Source organism: Micromonospora sp. NPDC005252, from assembly GCF_042872475.1.
Taxonomy (GTDB): domain Bacteria; phylum Actinomycetota; class Actinomycetes; order Mycobacteriales; family Micromonosporaceae; genus Micromonospora.
In genome coordinates this window covers 383,457-400,929 of sequence record NZ_JBIAKN010000005.1, presented here as the reverse complement: position 1 = coordinate 400,929, position 17,473 = coordinate 383,457, and the positions used below count along the sequence as shown (strand labels likewise).

Below are 17,473 nucleotides of genomic sequence, written 5' to 3'. Positions count from 1 at the left end.
GCGGATGGCGCCCGACTACCGCAGGTGCGGTAGGCGCCGGTCGTCCGCGCGCAGGAGTCGCCCGGGGCGTACCTCGGGCTAGGGTGCGCCCATGAGCACAGGGCGTGCCGGTGTCCGGGACTGGGCCATCGCCGTCGGCGTGGCGGCGGTGCTGCTGGTCGCCGGGCTGTCCGCGGACCACTCCACCCTCGACAGCGACCTGCTGGGTTATCCGCTGCTGGCGGCCAGCGGTCTGGCGCTGGCGGCGCGTCGTCGGTGGCCCGTCGCCGTCCTGGCCGTCACCGGGCTGTGCGCCGTGGGGTACCAGGCGGTCGGTTTCGACGTGCCGGCCGTCGCCTTCCTGTTCGCGGTGTACACCGGTGTGCGGGCCGGCCACCGTGTCGTCACGGTCGTCGCCGCCGTGCTGATGCTTGTCGCTCTGCCCCTCACGGCTCTCGCCCCGCCGCAGGACCTGCCGCTGGGCGAGGCGCTCGCACGGGCCCGGGGCGCGCTCGAGGTGGCGTGGCTGATCGCCGCAGGCGCCGCCGGTGAGGCGTTGCGGCAGGCCGAGCGGCGGGCCGACGAGGCCGAGCGCACCCGGGAGGAGACCGCGCGCCGCCGCGCCGACGAGGAGCGGCTGCACATCGCGCGGGAGCTGCACGATTCCCTCACCCACCAGATCTCGATCATCAAGGTGCAGGCCGAGGTGGCCGTCCACCTGGCCCGCCGACGCGGCGAGGCGGTGCCGGAGGCGCTGCTGGCGATTCGGGAGGCCGGCCGTGAGGCGAGCCGGGAGTTGCGCGCGACCCTGGAGGCCCTGCGGGACGACGGCAGGAACCCGCCGCGCGGCCTCGAACACCTGCCGGAGTTGGTGCAGCGGGCCCGGATGGCCGGGCTGGACGCGACGTTGACGGTCGAGGGCGAACGACAGGCCGTGCCGGCGGCGGTGGACCGGACGGCCTACCGGATCGTGCAGGAGTCCCTCACCAACGTCGCCCGGCACGCCGCCGCGGCCACGGCGTCGGTCCGCGTCGACTACCGTCCGGACGCCCTCGCGATCCGCGTCGACGACGACGGCACGGCCACGCTGGCCACCGTGCCAAAGCCCGGAGTCGGGCTGCTCGGGATGCGCGAACGGGTCACCGCCCTGGGCGGTCGCCTCCACGCGGCGCCGCGGGACGAGGGTGGCTTCACCGTCCACGCGGAACTTCCCGTCGGTCCGCCCGGATGATCCGCGTCCTGCTGGTCGACGACCAGGCGCTGCTGCGCAGCGGCTTCCGGGCGCTCCTCGACATCGAGGACGACATCGAGGTGGTGGCCGAGGCCGCCGACGGCCGGGAGGGGGTCGCCCTCGCCCGGCGTCACCTGCCCGACATCGCGCTCATCGACATCCAGATGCCGGTGCTGGACGGCATCGAGGCGACCCGGCTCATCGCCGCGGACCCGGCCCTGGCCGGGGTGCACGTCGTGATCCTGACCAACTACGGCCTCGACGAACACGTCTTTCACGCGCTGCGCGCCGGCGCCGCCGGCTTCCTCGTCAAGGACATCGAGCCGGAGGACTTCCTGCATGCCGTACGCGTCGCCGCGCGGGGTGACGCGCTGCTCGCGCCGTCGATCACCCGCCGGCTCATCGACCGGTACGTCGCCGAGCCGCGCCACCTGCGGGCCCCGACCGGCCTGCGGGAGTTGACCACCCGGGAACGCGAAGCCGTCGTCCTGGTCGCCCAGGGCCTGTCGAACGACGAGATCGCCACGCGGATGGTGATCAGCCCACTGACCGCCAAGACCCACATCAACCGGGCCATGGCCAAGCTGCATGCCCGCGATCGCGCCCAACTCGTGGTCGTCGCGTACGAGTCCGGCCTGGTGGCCCCGCGCCAGGACTGACCCTCGGCGGCTCGCCGCGGACCAGGGGGCTGCGAGCGGGCTTGCCGCGCGGGGTCCGGTCCGGCGCGTGCCATGATTGCGCCCATGGGCAAGCAGCAGCAGCACGTCGACGGGGCCGACCGGGACAGCGGGTCGGGCACCACGGCCGACCGTCCGACCGGTGGTGGGGCGGACGCGCGGCTCGCCGTCGCACACGACCCCACAACGCCACAGATGACCCTCATCGACCTGGCGTCCGATGCGTCGGTCGCGGTCCGCAAGGCGGTCGCGGCCCGGCCGGACGCGCCCGCGCAGGCCCTGCGGTCGTTGACCCGCGACCATGATCGTCACGTCCGGGAGGCCGTGGCGCGCAATCCCGCGACGTCGGTCGGCAATCTCCTGCGTCTGGTCAAGGACGCGGACCGGTGGGTCCGCTGGGCCGTCGCCGGCAACCCGGCCTGCGACGAGTCGGTCCGCCGGGTGATGGCAGCCGCACCCGACAAGGAGCTTCGGGGCCTGCTCGCCGAGACCCGCGAGTTGGAGCCCGAGCTGGCCGCCCGGCTGGTCGACGACGTCTCACCCGAGGTGCGGGAACGGCTCGCCACGCACACCCACGATCCGGACGCCATCGTCGCCCTGCTGGCCGACCGCACCGTCCGCGTCCGCAAGGGGCTCGCCCGCAACGCGCGGACCACCGCCGCGCAGCGCAGCGCCCTGGCCAGGGACCCGGCGGTCGACGTGCGGGCCGCGCTGGTCCGCGCGCTGGAGCTGAACGAGGAGGATCTGGCGGCCCTGGCCGACGACCGTTCGGTGCAGGTCCGGCTGGCGATGGCGACGTCCGAGATCATCCCGGCGCACGTCCGGCGGACGCTCGAAGGCGATCCCGACGACATGGTGGCCGCCGCGGCACGGGACTTCCGCCCCGGAGCCGGCAGCTCCCCGGTGGTGCGGGCTCCCCGCATCGGTTCCCGGCGTTCCGGCACCGGCCCGGGCCGCCCGGGCCGCGCCACGCGCTGAGGCCGGCTGCGTCCCGCGCTGAGGCCGGGTCGCGTCACCGTGCTGAGGCCGGCTCGCGCCGCGCGCTGAGGCTGGCTGCGCTACGCGCTGAGGCCGGCGGAGTTGCCGCGCGCTGAGGTCGGCCGGCCCTGCGGCGCCCGTCCGATCGAGCTACCGGCGGGACGCACCTGCCTGCGACGGGGAGGGCGGGGTGGCGTCGGAGCCGGTCGTGGACGGCGACGCCCCCTCGACCGGGAGGTCGCGGCCGGCGAGGCGGCGCAGAAGCTCCCGGATCTGGCGCTTGTCCGCGGCGGAGACCGTGTCATCGAGTAGCCGCCGGCGGATGGTGCCCATGTCCGCCTCGACCTCCGCCAGCACCCGGGGCGTCACGGCGGCGTTCGGCATCGCGAGCGGCCGGATCGCGGCGGCGATGGAGAGGTCGAGGGTGGCGCAGAGGCTGCGCACCTTCGCCAGCTCGGGGTAGCGCTGCCAGTCACCGGCGAGCCAGCGGAACAGCGTCGAGCGGCTGACGCCGGTGTGCTGCGCGATGTCGCCGACGGTCCAACCGTGCTCCTCGCGGGCGTCGTCGACGGCCTGGCGGACGAACTGCGCGAAGGCCATCTGAGGTGTCATGGGGTAGCTGTCCATCTCAGCCGTGCCCTCCCACCCGGAATCGCCTCGGTGTACCCGGCTCGATGGTCAGTTCTGCTTCCCCATTCCCGTGACGGCGGTACCACTGATCGTCCACCAGCTTCTGTGGTGGCGCAGCGGTGGCCGGCACGACGGCTTACTCGTTCGAGGTGGGTCGGGTACTCAACTGCCGTTCGTCGCGGCGGAGCGGGCCGGGCCTCGGGTCACCGGACGACGGCGGACGGTCGGGGTCCGCTGCGCCCCGTCGTCCCGAACGTGTCCGCCTGTCCCGTTCACGGGCTGTGATGGACACCGCAGCACGACCGCTGCGCCCCGTGATCTGGGTACCGTTCGTCGAATCAGGTACCGTCCCCTGTCACACCGTCTTCGCACCAACCTGGCTGCCCGTCACAGGGGAGCCGAACCGGAGGGACACTCGTGAGAGTCCGTAGCGCAGTCCGTCAGGCCGGCCTTGTCGCGGCGGTCGCCGCTCTGGCGTTGAGCGCGGGATGCGCCAAGAAGGATGACAGCGAGGTCCAGGCCAGCGGGGTCAAGCTGGTCGAGGCCGGCAAGCTGACCGTCTGCACCCACCTGCCGTACCCGCCGTTCCAGTCGAAGGACGCCAGCGGCAAGGTCACCGGGTTCGACGTCGACGTGATGGACCTCGTGGCCAAGGAGCTGGACGTCGAGCAGACGATCATCGACACGCCGTTCGAGGGGATCAAGTCCGGTCAGGACCTGAACACCGGCAAGTGCGACGCGGCGGCCGCCGGCATGACCATCACCGCCGAACGCCAGAAGGTGATGAACTTCTCCGACCCGTACTTCGACGCGACGCAGGCGTTGCTGGTCAAGACCGGGAAGCCGTACAAGTCGCTCGACGACCTGCGGGGCAAGAAGCTCGGCGTCCAGGCGGCCACCACCGGTCGTGACTACGCCAGGAAGTTCGAGAAGGAGAAGGGCCTGCAGCTGGTCGAGTTCGAGGATCTCGCCGCCCTGCAGCAGGCCGTCGCCAACGGCCAGGTCGAGGCCGCCGTCAACGACCTGCCGGTGTGGACCGAGTACCTCCGCAAGAACCCGGGTGGGTTCGAGGTGACCGCCGAGTTCGACACCGGCGAGCAGTACGGGTTCTCGGTGAAGAAGGACGGCAACCCGGAACTGCTCAAGAAGATCAACGAGACGCTGGCCAAGGCCAAGCAGGACGGCTCGTACGACGCGATCTACTCCAAGTGGATCGGCAAGCGGCCGAGCGCCTGATCGAAGCTCAGTGGGGAAGGGCGCGCGCGACGCGCGCCCTTCCCGTCGGCACACTCCGGGAAGGCAACGAGCCAACGTGAAGCTGCGACGCCGCCAGCGGGAACGACTGTCCCTCGGCATCCAGTACCTGGTCTTCGTCGCGATCATCGCCGCGGTGCTCTTCGCCGCGGACTGGGGCAGGCTCAAGGACGCGTTCTTCCGCGTCGACATCATCGAGTCGATGTTCCCGACGATCATCACCGTGGCGCTGCGCAACACGATCCTCTACACGTTGGGCGCGTTCGCCTTCGGCCTCGTGTTCGGCACCGTCCTCGCCCTGATGCGGCTGTCCCGGGTGGCGCCGTACCGCTGGCTGGCGACCGCGTACATCGAGCTGTTCCGGGGTCTGCCGGCGCTGCTGATCCTCTTCCTCGTCGGGTACGGCATCCCCATCGCCTTCCCGGAGCGGGAGATTCCCGGCGGCGTGTTCGGCTCGATCGCGATCGGTCTCGGCCTCACCGCCGCCGCGTACATGGCCGAGACCATCCGGGCCGGCATCCAGGCCGTGCCGAAGGGGCAGATGGAGGCGGCCCGCACCCTCGGCATGTCGCACTTCACCGCCATGCGCACCATCGTCATTCCGCAGGCGTTCCGGATCGTCATCCCGCCGCTGACCAATGAGCTCATCCTGCTCACCAAGGACTCGTCGCTGGCCTACGTGCTGGGCGTGACGGCGCAGACCATCGAGGTCACCAAGTTCGGCCGGGACATGCTCAACGACCGGGTGAACGCCACGCCGCTGCTGGTGGCCGGCCTCGCCTACCTGGTCATCACCCTGCCCCTGTCCCAGGTGGTGCGCCGCCTCGAACTCCGCTACGCCAAGGCCCGGTGACCCGCATGACGACCACCCCGTCCCGTCCCGCCGTCGAGATCCGCGACCTGCACAAGTCCTTCGGGCCGCTCGAGGTGCTCAAGGGCATCGACTTCCAGGTCGGCCAGGGCGAGGTCGTCTGCGTCATCGGGCCGTCCGGCTCCGGCAAGTCGACGCTGCTGCGCTGCGTCGACCTGCTGGAGGAGCCGACCGCCGGCACAATCTGGGTGAACGGCGTCGAGATGACCGACCCGGACGTCGAGATCGACGCGGTACGCCGGGGCATCGGCATGGTGTTCCAGTCGTTCAACCTGTTTCCGCACCTGACCGTGCTGAACAACCTCACCATCGCCCAGCGGCGGGTGCTGCGGCGCGGTCGCGCCGAGGCCGAGCGGATCGCGCGGGCCAACCTGGAGCGTGTCGGCCTGACCGACAAGGCCGACGCGTTCCCGGCGCAGCTCTCCGGCGGGCAGCAGCAGCGGGCCGCGATCGCCCGGTCGTTGTCGATGGAGCCGAAGCTCATGCTCTTCGACGAGCCGACCTCGGCGCTCGACCCGGAGCTGGTCGGCGACGTGCTCACCGTCATGCGGGGGCTCGCCGAGGACGGCATGACGATGATGGTGGTCACCCACGAGATGGCGTTCGCCCGGGACGTGGCGGACCGGGTCGTGTTCATGGACGGTGGCGTCGTGGTCGAGCAGGGGCCGCCGCAGGAGGTGCTGGGCGCGCCGAAGCACGAGCGGACGCGCGCGTTCCTCGCGCGGGTCCTCGACCCGACCCGGGTGGAGCGGCTCGGTCAGCCTGACCAGTCGCCCGAGCCGCCCGAGGCGCCCGGCCTGCCGACGGACGACCGGCACACTTTCTGAGCACTCCACATCGCCTGGTCAATCGACGTACGGCGTGATCTCGCGGTAATCTTCCTGCAATCAGACCTGTACTTTCGTCGATGGATTACATAAGTTGGGTTCATCCATCGAAAGTTCTGAGTCTTCCGAGCGAAGTCCGCGACGATCCTCACCTCAGTCGTGCTGCCGCCTTGTGCTCGGCGGTCGATGCACCCTGCCCTCGTCGCGTCTTCGCCCGGTCGGGAACGGAGACCCATGGACGATCACGCCGTTGGCTCCCATCGTCACCTGTCCCGCCGATCACTGATCGCCACCGGGGCGCTCGCCGCCGGGGCGCTGGGCGCGTCCGCGCCCACGCTCGGCGGCGCGTTCGGAGGCAGCCCGGCCCGGGCCGCCGCCGGAGTGACCAGGAAGGTCACCATCTACGCCGAGCAGTTGCCCGGCGGGCTGTTCGGGTACGGCCTCGCACCCGGGCAGGCCACCGTGCCGGGGCCCGTGCTGGAGATCTACGAGGGTGACACCCTGGAGATCACCCTGGTCAACACCACCACCCAGCGGCTGTCCATCCACCCGCACGGGGTGGACTACAGCACCGACTCGGACGGCAGCCCGTTCAACGACTCGTTCAACAACCCCGGCGAGACCCGGACGTACGTCTGGCGCTCCCACGAGATGGTGGCCGCGTCGGGTCGCCGGTACATGCCGGGCAGCGCCGGCTACTGGCACTACCACGATCACGCCATGGGCACCGACCACGGCACCGCCGGAGTCGCGAAGGGCCTGTACGGGGCGCTGATCGTCCGCCGCCGCGGCGACATCCTGCCGGAGAAGCAGTTCACTGTCGTGTTCCACGACATGACGATCAACAACCGGATGGCCCCGGACACGCCGATGTTCGAGGCGAACCTGGGCCAGCGGGTGGAGTGGCTCGCCATCGGGCACGGCAACCTGTTCCACACCTTCCACCTGCACGCGCACCGCTGGGCGGACAACCGCACCGGAATGCTGGAGGGACCGGCCGACCCGAGCCTGGTCATCGACAACAAGGACCTCAACCCGGGTAGCTCGTTCGGGTTCCAGGTGCTCGCCGGGGAGGGCGTCGGACCCGGCGCGTGGATGTACCACTGCCACGTGCAGAACCACTCCGACGGCGGCATGGCCGGGATCTTCCTGGTGCGCAACGCCGACGGCAGCATGCCCCCCGGCGCCGAGGAGGCGATCCACCGGTTCCAGGGCCACACCCACACGCATGCAAGCTGACCGAAAGTGGGGACGGGGATGACCAGAGACGTACGACGAGCCCTCGCCGCGGTAGCGGCCTTCGCCACACTGATTCCGGCCACGGCCACGGCCACGGCCACGGCGGCGACCGCCGCGCCGCGACCCGCGGCCGCCGCCCAGGCGGCCCAGCCGCCCAGAACAGCCGTGCTCGTATTCCACGGGCCGGTGGCCGAACAACAGGACCCGGTGTCGCGTGCCGTGGACACCATCCGACAGCTTGCGGCCAGTCATGACATCGATGTCACGGCCACCACGGACCCGGCGGTCTTCACCACGACCGGGCTCTCGGCGTACCGCAGCGTGGTCTTTCTCTCCGCGACGGGCGCCGCGCTCAACCGCGACCAGGAGTCGGCGCTCCAGGGCTACATGAAGGCCGGCGGGGGTTTCGTCGGCATAGCCGACGCCGCCCGCGCGCAGGTCGACTCCACCTGGTTCACCGGCCTGATCGGCACCCGCCCGGCGGGCGCCATCCCGGTTGCCGAGCCGGTGGCCGCGGTGACCGCCAGCGGCGAGAACCCGCCGAGCGAGACCAAGGAGAAGCTGACCGACGGCGACGCCAACACCAAGTGGCTGGTCCGCACCCCGACCGCGTGGGTGGCGTACCAGCTGGCCGCACCGAAGCGGATCACCGGGTACGCGCTGACGTCGGCCAACGACTTCGTCGGGCGGGACCCGAAGGACTGGACCCTGCAGGGCTCCACGGACGGCCAGACCTGGTCCGATCTGGACCGGCGCACCAACCAGACCTTCGCGGAGCGGTTCCAGACCCGGCGGTTCGACATCGCCACGCCGCAGGAGTTCAGCCGCTACCGGCTGAACATCACCGCCAACAGCGGCGAGCCGCTGATCCAGCTCGCCGACCTGCGCCTGTTCACCGGGACGGCCACCGCGCCGCCGCCGACCCCCGTGAACCGGGCGGTGGTCGACATCCTGGACCGTAAACACCCGGCCACCGCGTCGCTGCCGCTGACCCTCACCCGGTCGGACCGCTGGGACAACTGGGACCCGAACCCGATCGGCGCGGTGCACACCCTCGCCCAGGTCGAGGAACGGCACTACGACCCGGGGCCGGGCGCCAACGGCCCGTTCCACCCGGTGTCCTGGTGCCGGGACTACGACGGCGGGCGGTCGTTCTACACCGGCATGGGCCACACCGAGGGCAGCTACGGCGAGGAGGCGTTCCGCGCGCACCTGGCCGGGGCGCTGAACTGGACCACCGGGCGCGTACGCGGTGACTGCCAGGCGACGATCGCCGCGAACTACAAGGTGGAGCGGCTCACCGCCGCCAACCAGACCGGGCAACTGGACCAGATCGGCGAGCCGCACGGGCTCACCATCGCGCCGGACGGCACGGTCTTCTACGTCGGCAAGGCGGCCTGCCCCAGCGGCCCGATCGCGGACTGGAACGACCCGAACGTCGGCCTGGGCTGCGGCACCATCCACTCCTGGGACCCCCGCAGCAGGCAGGTGAAACTCCTCACCACCCTGCGGGTCATGGGCAACCGGGGCAGCGGCTCAGAGTTGGTGAAGAACGAGGAGGGCCTGCTCGGCATCGTGCCCGACCCGAAGTTCGCCGAGAACGGCTGGCTCTACGTCTACTGGATGCCACACGAGTCGATCGACCGGGTGAAACGGGTCGGGCAGCGCACCATCTCCCGCTTCACCTACGACCGGGCGGCCCAGACCATCGACCAGGGCACCCGCAAGGACCTGCTGCAGTTCCCGGTGCAGATCCACAGCTGCTGCCACGCCGGCGGCGGCATGGCGTTCGACGCGAAGGGCAACCTCTACGTCGGCTCCGGCGACAACAACTCCTCCGAGGGGTCGCAGGGCTACTCCGGCAACAACTGGACCCAGGAGTACCAGGGGATCTCGTTCCAGGACGCCCGCCGTACGTCGGGCAACACCAACGACCTCGCCGGAAAGATCATCCGGATCCACCCCGAGGCGGACGGCACGTACACCATCCCGGAGGGCAACCTCTTCCCGCCCGGCACCGAGAAGACCCGCCCGGAGATCTACGTGATGGGCGTGCGCAACATCGCCCGCCTCCAGATCGACCCGGAGCACCAGTGGCTGACCGCCGGCTGGGTCGGCCCGGACGCCGCGTCGCCCAGCCCCACGCTGGGCCCCGCCAAGTACGAGACCGCCACCATCATCACCTCGGCCGGCAACCAGGGCTGGCCGTACTGCATGGGCAACCGCCAGCCGTACCGGGACCGCAGCAGCACCGACGCGACAGTGCTGACCGGCTGGTACGACTGCGGCAACCTGAAGAATGAGTCACCGCGCAACACCGGGCTGGTGGACATCCCGGCGGCCCGGGACAACATGATCTGGTATTCGCCGGATGGCGGCGGCCCGGTCTTCCCGAAGCGCACCGACGGCAGCGGCCTCCCGACGTACGTCGCGGCCGACGCCACCTACACGCAGCCGTACCTGCGCGGCGGCGGGCAGGCCATCATGTCCGGCCCCACCTACCACCGCGACCGGGTCGATCCGAACAGCACTGTGGCGTGGCCGGCGTACTGGGACGAGAAGTGGTTCATCGGCGACGAGTCGAACGCCGCCAACCGGGTCGCGGTCACCGTCGACCCCGCCGGCGTGCCGACGGCCACCCCGCCGGTGTACGCCGAGTCGCTGCGGGCCATCATCCCCAGCGGCAACGGTGACACCCGGCTGCAGAGCTGGATGGACGCCAAGTTCGGCCCGGACGGCGCGCTCTACCTGCTCGACTACGGAGGCGGGTTCTTCAGCCTGCACCCCAACCAGAAGCTCATCCGGATCACCTACACCGGCGGTGCGCCCACCCCGGCACCGGCGGCGAACTCCGTCGCCGTGCAGAACAAGCCGTTGACGATCGCCTTCACCGGCTCCCGGTCCGGCGGCGTGAGCCACCGGTGGGAATTCGGCGACGGTGCCACGTCGACCGAGGCGGACCCCCGGCACACGTACGCCAAGGTCGGCACCTACACCGCGAAGCTCACCGTCACGTACGCCGACGGCGAGACGGCGACGGTGCAGACCACCGTCACGGCCGGCTGCGCGGTGCCGGACTCCCGGGGCACGGTGTGGCTCGGCGACACGGACACCGGTGTGCCCAGCCGCACGGTCGGGCAGGGGTGCACGATCAACGACCTGATCGACGACGAGAGCACCTGGCCCGACCACAACGCCTTCGTCCGGCACGTGAGCGCGGTGACCCGTGCGTTGCAGGACGACGGCCTGCTCAACGCCCGCGAATCGGGCACGCTCACCCGCCTGGCCGCCGCGTCCGAGGTCGGCCGGGACGGGCGCACCGGATACGAGCCGCTCTACGACGGCACCGCCGAGTCGCTGCGCGGTTGGCAGCAGGCGCCGACGGGATCGTTCAGCATCCAGCCGGACGGGGCCCTGCGTTCCAGCGGCGGCCTCGGCATGCTCTGGCACACCAAGGAGCTGGCGGACTTCTCGCTCAAGGTGCAGTTCCGCGACATCGCACCGGGCACCGGCCGCGCCAACACCGGCGTCTTCATCCGCTTCCCGGATCTGCGAACCCCGCTGGAACAGCGGCCACCGGGCAGCTGCGGCACGGTCGGGTCGGCCCGGACCTCGCCGGCCTGGATGGCGATCTACTGCGGACACGAGATCCAGATCTACGACGGGGAGACCGGCGAGCCGCAGAAGACCGGTTCGGTCTACAACTTCGACCCGGTGCCGCTCGCCCAGGCCGGCGTCACGCCGAAGAACGTGTGGAACGACTACGAGATCCGGGCGGTCGGGCAGCACTACACGATGATCCGCAACGGCGTGGTGATCAACGAGTTCGACAACACGCCGGGCAAGCAGTCGTCGCGGGCCGGCGACCCGCCGACCGACCTGCGGCAGTTCCTGTCCGGCTTCATCGGCCTGCAGAACCACGGTGACAACGACCTGACCGAGTTCCGCAACATCCGCGTGCGGGAACTCTAGGAGAGACGATGATCCGACGACTCACGGCCGCGCTGGCGGCGCTCCTGCTCACGGTCACGCCGTTGGCCGCGCCACCCGCCTCCGCCGCCCCGCGCGCCGCCGCGGACCAGGTGCTGACCTGGACCGCCGACGACAACATCACCCGCTACAAGTCCGTGCCCACCCAGGCGGTGGCCGGCGCGGCGACGATCATCTGGGAGAACAGCGCGGCCACCGGCAACACGACCGGAATGCCGCACACCCTGACCTTCGACACCAGCACCGAGGGCTACAACCACGACGTCACAGTCAACATCCTGGCCAGCCCGTTCGACGCCAACGACGGCCGCCACCAGGCGACCGTCACGCTGACCCCGGGCCGGTACCGCTACTTCTGCTCGATCCCCGGCCACAGCCAGATGGTCGGCGAACTGGTCGTCACCGACGGCGGGGGAGGCGGCGACACCACGCCGCCGACGGTCACCGCCGCCGTGTCCGGTGACCGCGACCAGGACGGCAACTACATCGGTACGGCGACGGTGACCGTCACGGCCACCGACGCGGGCTCGGGTGTGGACACGGTCGAGTACCAGGTCGACGACACCAGCTTCCAGCCGTACACCGCGCCGGTGCGGGTCACCGCGGTCGGCGACCACTCGGTGCAGTTCCGCGCCACCGACCAGGCCGGTAACACCAGCGCGGTCGGATCGGTGTCGTTCCGGGTCGTCGAGCCTACCGAGGAGGACACCACCGCGCCGGTGGTCACGGCCGCGCTGGCCGGCGACCGCGACGGCGACGGCAACTACGTCGGTACGGCCACCGCCACACTGACCGCCACCGACGCCGAATCGGGGGTCGCCACCATCGAGTACGCCCTCGACGGCGCGGCCTTCACCGCGTACACGAACCCGATCGTGGTGACCGCGGCCGGGATGCACATGCTGCACTTCCGGGCGACCGACGTCGCCGGCAACACCTCGGCGGAGCAGATGGCCCACTTCACAGTCGTCGCCCCGCCGGAGGAGGACGACACCCCGCCCACGGTGGCCGCCACGGTCACCGGCGAGCGGGACGCCGACGGCGCCTACGTCGGCGCGGCGACCGTCACCGTCACCGCGACCGACGCCGGCTCGGGCGTGGCGTCGGTCGAGTACGCGCTCGACACCGGCGGCTGGACCGCGTACGCCGGCCCGGTCACCGTCCGCACGCCCGGGGCACACACCCTGCGGTACCGGGCGACCGACACCGCGGGGAACGCCGCCGCCGAGCAGTCCACCACGTTCACTGTGGTGGCCGACGGCACCGACGCCTGCCCCGCGTCCGACACCCGGGCCACGGTGATCATCGACGGTGACGACACCGGCGTGGCCAACGCCGACACCGGCGACGGCTGCACCATCAACGATCTGATCGACGAACACGCCGACTACCCCGGCCACGCCGACTTCGTCCGGCACGTCGAGGCGGTCACCACCGCTCTGGTGACCGCCGGAACGCTGACCAAGCGGCAGCAGGGCGCCATCGTCCGGGCCGCGGCCCGATCGGACGTCGGCGCATGAGCACCCGAATCTCACCGACAGGGAGTACCACGATGCCCGGACGTACCGTCGCCAAGCTGGCCACCGTGACCGCCGTTATCGCCGCCTCGGTGCTGGCCGTGGCGCCTACCGCCCACGCCGACCTGGTCACCCACTGCATCGGCACCGGCGGTGCGGTGACCGTGCCCAACGACCTGCTCGTGCCGGCCGGTGAGTCCTGCGCGCTGACCGGCACCACGATCACCGGCAACGTCACCGTCGCCGCCGGCGCCAACCTGGTGGTCACCGGTGGTCGGGTCAGCGGTGAGGTACGCGTCGCCGCCGACGGCTACCTCGACGCCACCGAGACCAGCGTCGACGGCCAGGTGGTGCTGGCCGCCGGCGGGTACGGCGTCTTCCTGTCCGACGCCCAGACCGGTGCGGTGACCGTCCGGCCAAAGGGCTCGGCCACCATCGACAGTTTCCTGTTCGCCGAGGCGGCGACGATCGCCGGAAACGTCACCGTCGGCGCCGGTGAGGTCCGGCTCGACGGGGGCACCCAGGTGACGCGCAACGTCAGCAGCACCGGCACCTACTACACCGACGTGCACGACTCGTTCGTCGACGGCACCCTGTCGGTGCTCAACAGCGCCACCGGCAGTGTCGTGTGCGGCAGCGCGGTCCGGGGTCGGGCCACGTTCGCCGGCAACCTCGGCGGCGTCCAACTCGGCCCGAACGGCGGCCTGGACAGCTGCGCCTCCGGCGGCTACTGGGGCGCGGATGTCAGCGTCACCACCACCACCGGTGGCGTCACGGTCGACGACAACATCATCAACGGCCAGTTGACGGTGACGGGCAACAACCCGGCCGCGCAGGTGGCCGCGAACAACCGCATCCGGGGCGGCGTGACCGGCGAGCAGGCCGCGCCGACCGCCAACCGGGCGGCCCGGATGGCCGCCCCCGACCGGGAGGACGCGGGCGACGAGCGCGCCGAGCTCCGTCGTACCTCGGCGGTGCAGGAGGCCACCGCGGCCGGCGACGCCCGGCTCTAGGGGATCGACGCCCGCGGGCGTCGGGTCGGACGGCACACCGCGTCCGACCCGACCCCGCGGGTCACCGGGTGAGCGCCCGCGCGCCCTACCCCGCCCGCTGCGCCCCGATCGCCGTCGGGAGCCCGCTGCGGCCCCGGACGCCGAGCTTGACGTACGCCCGCTGAAGGTGGTTCTCCACCGTCCGCACCGACAACACCAGCTTGGCCGCGATCGCGGCATTGTCGTGCCCGGCCGAGGCCAGTTCGCAGATCTGTCGCTCCCGGGGAGTGAGCCCGTCCCGGTCCGACGGCCGAGGGCTCAACGGGGGCCAGTATCCGCCGCACCGCTCCCGCAGCAGGTCCGCGCGCCGGGCCAGCAGGTTGGCCCGGCGCTGGTCGCCTCGACGGTGGCACGCCCTCTCGGCGGCGACCACGGCCTCCAGCCCGAGCGTCAGGTAGCCGTTGGCCTCCAGGGCGCTGCCGACGCGTTCCAGCGCGGCCGGGTCGTCGGCGGCGAGCGCGTGAGCGTAGTCGGACCACAGCGCGAACAGTGGACTGTCACAGTCGGCGGTGACCGTGCACAGCCGCTCGGCGGTCGCGGTGCCGGGCTCCAGGCGAGACAGCAGGTGCAGGCACTCGACCGTGACCGTCGTCGCCTGCCCGGCACGCCCCTGCAACTCCCGCAGCGTCGCGACGGCCGTCGCCGGGTGGCCCTGCGCGGCGGTCAGCCAGGCCGCGGTCAACTCGGCGTCGATGGCCACCAGCCCGCCGCCGTGCGGGCCGCCGCCGTCGGTGCGATCGTCGAAGAGCTGCCGCAACAACCTCCCGCTCTCCGCCAGCTCACCCAACTGCGCCGCCACGTACGCGTTCGCCGACAGCACGTAGTCGCGGATCGGGAACAGCGTACGGTCGGCGGTGAGGGTCCGCGCCTCGTGCAGCCAGCGCATCGACCGCCGCATCTGCCCGGCGTGGTAGGCGCACTTGCCCAGTGAGAAGGCGAGCAGCCCGACCGCGTCCGCCGCGCCCCGCGTGACCGCGTCCCGGTAGTAGCGTTGGGCGAGCCGCTCGGCGTCGTGCAGTCGCCCGGACAGCAGCAGGGCCTGCACGTGGCAGGCCTGCGTCGCGGCACGCATCGTCGGCCAGGTCTCCGGGATGTCGACCTCTCCGGTGTCGAACATCCGCACCGCCTGCCCCGGCTGCCCGTCGAACAGCAGCAGGTACGGCAGCAACGCCGCGACGGCCGTCGCCAGCAGCGGGTCCCGGGGCCGGTCGGCGGCCAGGCGTGCCATCAGGGCACGCGCGCCCCCCGCGTCGCCGCCGAACGCCGCGATCCCCACCTCCGCCGCGAGCAACCCGGCGAGCGCGTCGGCGGGCAGGTCGTGACGGCCCGCGTCGATCACCTCGCGGGCGCGGTCGGGCCGTCGGTCACCCCAGTACATGTTCAGCGCCCGCAGCGCCGTCGCCTCGGCGCGGTCGCGCGCGTCGTCGAGGTCGGCCGCGGCGCGGGCCAGGTGCCGGTCGGCCTCGTCGCCGCGCCCCTGAGCCACCAACGCCCGGCCCACCTGCCAGTCGCCCCGCGCCGAGTCGACCCTGCGGCCCAGCCGCTCGGCCAGCGCCGCGTCGTGACGGCGCAGCGCGTACTCCGACGCGGCCAGCAGGTCGTCCGGATCGACCGGCAGATCGGCCTCGCAGCGCCAGGCCGCGATCCGTGCCCGGTCCTCGGTGCCGCCGCCGTCGACGCCCGCCAGCGCCTCGGCCAGGGTCCGGCGCAGCCGGCGGGCCCGCAGCTCCCCGGTGCGGTTGCGGACCACCTCGGCGTACAGCGGATGGCCGGTCTGCACCAGCACGCCCGTGTCATGCCGGACCAGGCGGATCAGGCCGCGCTCCTCGAGCCGTTCCGCGACGGGCGGGTCGACGGTCCGCTCGATCAGCGCCAGCGGAGCCGGCTCGGCGTGCGCGACGTACCGCAACGCCTCGGCCTCCTCCGGGCTGAGCGTGCCGAGGGTCTGTTCGATGAGGTCGGACAGGTGTGTGGAGCACAGCGACTCGGCGGGCCACGTCCACATCCCGTCGCGCTGGACGAGGCCACCGTCGCGCAACCCGCACCGGAGCGCCTCGCGCAAAAAGAGCGGGTTGCCCTGGCTGATCCGCCACAGCGCGCCGATCGTCAGACCGTCGACCGGGCCGCCGAGCCCCTCGCGGACCAGCACTGCGGTCTCGTCCGGGTCCAAGGGCGGCACGTGGACCCGGTCGACCGCGCGGAAGCGGTGCAGCGCCGCGACCGGCGCCGCGTGCAGGGCGTCACCCCGGACGCTCGCGACCACCCGCACGGTGCCGCCCGCGACGAGGCGTTCGAGGAGCGCCCCGGACGCGTCGTCCAGCCAGTTGAGGTCGTCCACCCCGACCACCACGCCCCGGCCCGCCGCGACCTCGCGCAGCCGGCGCTCGACGTCGCGAAAGACGTCGGCGACGCTCGCGTCCGACGGCTGGGGCAGCCGGCTGGCGAGCACGCCGAACGGCACGCCGCGCCAGCCCGGAGTGGCGGTGACCCGGAGCACGACATGTTGCCGTCGCAGCGCCTCAGCCAGCACCTCCTCCAGCAGCCGGCTCTTGCCCACCCCCGGATCGCCGGTGAGCAGGACGCCCCAACCCGCCGACGCGGTGAGCGCTTCGACCGCCCGGTCACGCTCGCGCGCCCGGCCGACGAACGGCCATCCGGCGTCCCCGTCGACGAAACCCCCTGATGCAGCCACGGAACCCCTTCAAACCGGCCGGGTGCCCGCCCCGGGCCCGGTCGCCATCTCCGTCCTCGATCCGCTCGCTCGGCCGGACCGTGTGTGCGCGGCGGTCTGGGTGGCGCGGGCCCCACCCTCACACACCCCCATCCGGTGGCGCCGTCAGCTTCCAGACATGCCTGCACACCTGACGCTCCGACCGCGCGGTTCGGTTGTCGTCCGCGTGACACCACCGGCCCGGGATGAGGTAGCGGCTACTCATGTGCCGGCACCCCCGTGGCCCGCACGCTGGTTTCTGCAAGCGACCGCCGGACAGGCCGACGGTCGTCGCGAAAGGAGCCACGAATGCCCATCACCGACATCGTCAGCAGCTGGAAGGACGAGTACCGCCGCGCCGCCTCGCCCGAGGCCGTCGAGACCCACCCGGCCGGTCTGGTCGAGCTGGACCGCGACCAGTTGGAGACCGTGGCCGGCGGCGCCGCCGCGACCACCGGCCACACCACGGCGTGCTGCCACTGCGTCTGCTGATCTTTCGAACCCTCGGGTCCACACGG

Annotated in this window: 12 protein-coding genes and 1 pseudogene; 11 read left to right on the top strand and 2 right to left on the bottom strand. The window is 72.0% G+C overall.

Annotated elements, in window-relative coordinates:
- Positions 1 to 91 precede the first annotated feature (91 nt).
- From ACFYPH_RS17905 to ACFYPH_RS17895, 3 genes are all read left to right on the top strand, one after another.
- The gene (locus ACFYPH_RS17905) at positions 92 to 1,210 is read left to right on the top strand and encodes a histidine kinase (protein ID WP_355065986.1); all 1,119 of its coding nucleotides are present in this window, start codon (positions 92 to 94) and stop codon (positions 1,208 to 1,210) included.
- Complete coding sequence (locus tag ACFYPH_RS17900) at positions 1,207 to 1,869, top strand: response regulator transcription factor (protein ID WP_355065988.1); 663 nt, start codon at positions 1,207 to 1,209, stop codon at positions 1,867 to 1,869. The genes ACFYPH_RS17905 and ACFYPH_RS17900 overlap by 4 nt, the downstream gene beginning before the upstream one ends.
- 84 nt (positions 1,870 to 1,953) lie before the next feature.
- Complete coding sequence (locus ACFYPH_RS17895) at positions 1,954 to 2,865, top strand: hypothetical protein (RefSeq protein ID WP_387182973.1); 912 nt, start codon at positions 1,954 to 1,956, stop codon at positions 2,863 to 2,865.
- 234 nt (positions 2,866 to 3,099) lie between these two features.
- On the opposite strand, the pseudogene ACFYPH_RS17890 reads toward ACFYPH_RS17895, so the two are convergent.
- Positions 3,100 to 3,492, bottom strand: a pseudogene (locus ACFYPH_RS17890) (multiprotein-bridging factor 1 family protein); the annotation flags it as partial.
- Positions 3,493 to 3,912: 420 nt separating this feature from the next.
- Between ACFYPH_RS17890 and ACFYPH_RS17885 the strand changes: the two are divergent.
- From ACFYPH_RS17885 to ACFYPH_RS17855, 7 genes are all read left to right on the top strand, one after another.
- Complete coding sequence (locus ACFYPH_RS17885; RefSeq protein WP_387182970.1) at positions 3,913 to 4,731, top strand: basic amino acid ABC transporter substrate-binding protein; 819 nt, start codon at positions 3,913 to 3,915, stop codon at positions 4,729 to 4,731.
- Between the two features lie 76 nt (positions 4,732 to 4,807).
- The gene (locus ACFYPH_RS17880) at positions 4,808 to 5,602 is read left to right on the top strand and encodes an amino acid ABC transporter permease (RefSeq protein ID WP_354862518.1); all 795 of its coding nucleotides are present in this window, start codon (positions 4,808 to 4,810) and stop codon (positions 5,600 to 5,602) included.
- Between the two features lie 5 nt (positions 5,603 to 5,607).
- On the top strand, positions 5,608 to 6,447 hold the full coding sequence (locus tag ACFYPH_RS17875; protein WP_387182967.1) for an amino acid ABC transporter ATP-binding protein: 840 nt from the start codon (positions 5,608 to 5,610) through the stop codon (positions 6,445 to 6,447).
- A 234-nt stretch (positions 6,448 to 6,681) separates the two neighbouring features.
- Positions 6,682 to 7,686 (top strand): multicopper oxidase domain-containing protein, encoded by a 1,005-nt coding sequence (locus ACFYPH_RS17870; protein WP_387182964.1) that lies wholly within the window; start codon positions 6,682 to 6,684, stop codon positions 7,684 to 7,686.
- 18 nt (positions 7,687 to 7,704) lie between these two features.
- The gene (locus tag ACFYPH_RS17865; RefSeq protein WP_387182962.1) at positions 7,705 to 11,658 is read left to right on the top strand and encodes a ThuA domain-containing protein; all 3,954 of its coding nucleotides are present in this window, start codon (positions 7,705 to 7,707) and stop codon (positions 11,656 to 11,658) included.
- A gap of 8 nt (positions 11,659 to 11,666) precedes the next feature.
- Entirely contained in the window at positions 11,667 to 13,196 is a 1,530-nt protein-coding gene (locus tag ACFYPH_RS17860; RefSeq protein ID WP_387182959.1) for an OmpL47-type beta-barrel domain-containing protein, read from the top strand.
- Positions 13,197 to 13,228: 32 nt separating this feature from the next.
- Positions 13,229 to 14,206: a hypothetical protein gene (locus ACFYPH_RS17855; protein ID WP_387182956.1), complete on the top strand. Its 978-nt coding sequence runs from the start codon at positions 13,229 to 13,231 to the stop codon at positions 14,204 to 14,206.
- A gap of 85 nt (positions 14,207 to 14,291) precedes the next feature.
- Here the strand turns inward: ACFYPH_RS17855 and ACFYPH_RS17850 are convergent, their stop codons facing one another.
- Positions 14,292 to 16,937, bottom strand: coding sequence for an AAA family ATPase (locus ACFYPH_RS17850; RefSeq protein ID WP_387182953.1), 2,646 nt, complete (start codon positions 16,935 to 16,937; stop codon positions 14,292 to 14,294).
- A 327-nt stretch (positions 16,938 to 17,264) separates the two neighbouring features.
- On the opposite strand from ACFYPH_RS17850, the gene ACFYPH_RS17845 reads away from it, so the two are divergent.
- Positions 17,265 to 17,447: a mersacidin/lichenicidin family type 2 lantibiotic gene (locus tag ACFYPH_RS17845; protein WP_363941554.1), complete on the top strand. Its 183-nt coding sequence runs from the start codon at positions 17,265 to 17,267 to the stop codon at positions 17,445 to 17,447.
- Positions 17,448 to 17,473: the final 26 nt, after the last annotated feature.

Coding starts and splice junctions, on each gene's coding strand:
- ACFYPH_RS17905 (WP_355065986.1), top strand. CDS start 92: ATGAGCACAGGGCGTGCCGGTGTCCGGGACTGGGCCATCGCCGTCGGC.
- ACFYPH_RS17895 (WP_387182973.1), top strand. CDS start 1,954: ATGGGCAAGCAGCAGCAGCACGTCGACGGGGCCGACCGGGACAGCGGG.
- ACFYPH_RS17845 (WP_363941554.1), top strand. CDS start 17,265: ATGCCCATCACCGACATCGTCAGCAGCTGGAAGGACGAGTACCGCCGC.
- ACFYPH_RS17860 (WP_387182959.1), top strand. CDS start 11,667: ATGATCCGACGACTCACGGCCGCGCTGGCGGCGCTCCTGCTCACGGTC.
- ACFYPH_RS17855 (WP_387182956.1), top strand. CDS start 13,229: ATGCCCGGACGTACCGTCGCCAAGCTGGCCACCGTGACCGCCGTTATC.
- ACFYPH_RS17900 (WP_355065988.1), top strand. CDS start 1,207: ATGATCCGCGTCCTGCTGGTCGACGACCAGGCGCTGCTGCGCAGCGGC.
- ACFYPH_RS17870 (WP_387182964.1), top strand. CDS start 6,682: ATGGACGATCACGCCGTTGGCTCCCATCGTCACCTGTCCCGCCGATCA.
- ACFYPH_RS17875 (WP_387182967.1), top strand. CDS start 5,608: ATGACGACCACCCCGTCCCGTCCCGCCGTCGAGATCCGCGACCTGCAC.
- ACFYPH_RS17865 (WP_387182962.1), top strand. CDS start 7,705: ATGACCAGAGACGTACGACGAGCCCTCGCCGCGGTAGCGGCCTTCGCC.